The organism is Nocardia sp. XZ_19_369 (assembly GCF_015355715.1).
Classification (GTDB): domain Bacteria; phylum Actinomycetota; class Actinomycetes; order Mycobacteriales; family Mycobacteriaceae; genus Nocardia.
The window spans coordinates 1-526 of record NZ_JACVED010000058.1 but is presented as its reverse complement, the minus strand read 5'-3'; the positions used below and the strand labels follow the sequence as shown (position 1 = coordinate 526).

The window sequence follows — 526 nt, the reverse complement described above, 5'->3', positions numbered from 1 at the left end:
AGCCGGTGGCCTAACCCCTTGTGGGAGGGAGCCGTCGAAGGTGGGATTGGCGATTGGGACGAAGTCGTAACAAGGTAGCCGTACCGGAAGGTGCGGCTGGATCACCTCCTTTCTAAGGAGCACTTCTCCAGACATGCCCACACAGGTGGGAGTGTTGTTCTGGCAGAGACCGTTTCGGATGCATACGTCATCCGGCGGACGCTCATGGGTGGAACACTGACTGACTCTTCTCGCGTATCAATCGGTCGTCATGACTGGTTGGCGAGGGGATATATCGGCACACTGTTGGGTCCTGAGAGAACACGCGAGTGTTTCTCTGGGCAAGATAACGACAAGGCTGGATCTTCAGTCATACCGCAGGGGTTTCCTCTGGCTGGTGCTGAGTTTGGGTTTGGCTTTGTGTGTTGTTTGAGAACTGCACAGTGGACGCGAGCATCTTTGTTAGTAAGTGTTTAAGAGCGTACGGTGGATGCCTTGGCACCAGGAGCCGATGAAGGACGTAGGAGGCTGCGATAAGCCTCGGGGA

At 55.5% G+C, this 526-nt stretch carries 2 rRNA genes; both read left to right on the top strand.

What is annotated here, in order from left to right:
* Positions 1-112 (top strand): 16S ribosomal RNA (locus IBX18_RS41840); the annotation flags it as partial.
* A gap of 330 nt (positions 113-442) precedes the next feature.
* Positions 443-526, top strand: a 23S ribosomal RNA gene (locus tag IBX18_RS41835); the annotation flags it as partial.